The sequence below is a fragment of the Nocardia sp. NPDC102475 genome, assembly GCF_055584605.1.
Window position 1 is genome coordinate 1 of record NZ_JBVJLS010000071.1, and the last position, 1,447, is coordinate 1,447.

Annotated in this window: 1 protein-coding gene; it reads right to left on the reverse strand. The window is 67.5% G+C overall.

Annotation, left to right across the window (positions count from 1 at the left end):
• The coding region (locus ACZ60G_RS44090; protein ID WP_465818392.1) for an ATP-binding protein at positions 1-1,287 on the reverse strand (1,287 nt) is incomplete at its 3' end.
• Positions 1,288-1,447: the final 160 nt, after the last annotated feature.

A 1,447-nucleotide genomic window follows, 5' to 3' on the forward strand; every position in this document is an offset into this window, starting at 1 on the left:
CGGGATGCCGAGACCTGATGCGGCACCGGGTGGCTGATGCAGTTCGAACCAGGTGGATTTGCCGGTGCCGTTGTCTTGCACGACGGTTCCGTGGTCGGCAGAGAGCATGTCTACCAACGGTCCGCCGCGGCCGCGTTCGGCATCCCAGTCGGGCATATCGGTGCCTTCTGGGATGACTGGGCTTTTGTCGGTGACCGTGAACCGGACGTTGCGGATATCGTCGGAGTCGGTCACGGTGAGGGTGACCGCGACCTCGTCTGCGGTCCACCGCAGCGAATTCGCCACCGTCTCCGAAACCAGCAGTATCGCGGTTTCGATCAGATCTTCGGTGAGCCAGGGGAACTTCTGCGGCAGCGATCGCACCCATGCGCGGGCACGTCCGGCGGGGCGGACTCGCTCTCCTTCCTCACCTACTACGCCGGTATCCTCGCCGTCTCGGCGGACGATGAACTGTTCGCGGATGGCTGGCGTCGACGGCCTGCTGCGCTGACCGGGGTTCGGCGTTCCGGGGGCGGGCGTTGGCGGCGGTTCGGCCGTGGGGTGTGGCGGTGGTGTTTGGGGTGGCTCCGACTGTTTCTTCGGTTTGGGTTTCTTGGGGTTGTTGGCTGCGGCCGATGCCATCGGGACGGGGCGTGCCGCTACCACTGGTTCCGGCAATGGGCCGGTGAGCGTGGTGGCGGGAGCGCCGCCCCGGGTGGGCTGGACTGTGGGGTCGGGGATGTATTGGGTGCTGTCGCGGTTGAGTTGGGGGGCGGCGGTGGGGTCGGTTGGGGCGCCGGGTGTTTCGGGGTTGGGTGTGGTGGCGTAGTGGTTGGGTGGGTTGAGTTCGGTGGGGTGTTCGGCGGGTGTCGCGGGCAGGTGTGGTGCCGGGTTGTTCAAGTGGCGGGGCAGGGGTGGTTCGGAGTCGTGTACGCGTGGCTTCTGCCGGTCCTGGTCGTCTTCGGCGGGCGCGCCGGGGATGGCGGTGTCCGGGATCGGGACCTGTGGTCGGTCGGTGAGGGGGATCGCGGGTCGACTTTCCGGCACCGCCGGTGTGGTCGGGTGCGGGACGATCGGAATCGCGTTGGGGGGTGGGCCGTCCGGTGTGTCGGGTTGGCCGGGGATGTTGTAGGTGGTGCCCGGTGGTTTGGTGTATTCGTCGGGTGTTTTGTTGGGGTATTCGTCGACTTGCGGTTGTGCTGGGACGTAGCTGGGCATCGGTGGAGTTACGACCGTGCCGATCCGATCGGGGAATTCCTCTGGATCGCTGAGGGTTTGGTCGTTGTCGGTGGGCTGCGCGCCGGACATCGCGGGTGGCGGTGTCGGGGGTCCCGATGCTGCATTGGTATTCGATGGTCCATGCCCGCTGGGCGGTATCGCGCCGCCCAGTGCCGTCGGCCCGCTCGGCGGCAGGATGCCAGCCGGTGGGATCGTCTGGGCGTCGAGACTGCTCGGTGCCGCGTCGGGG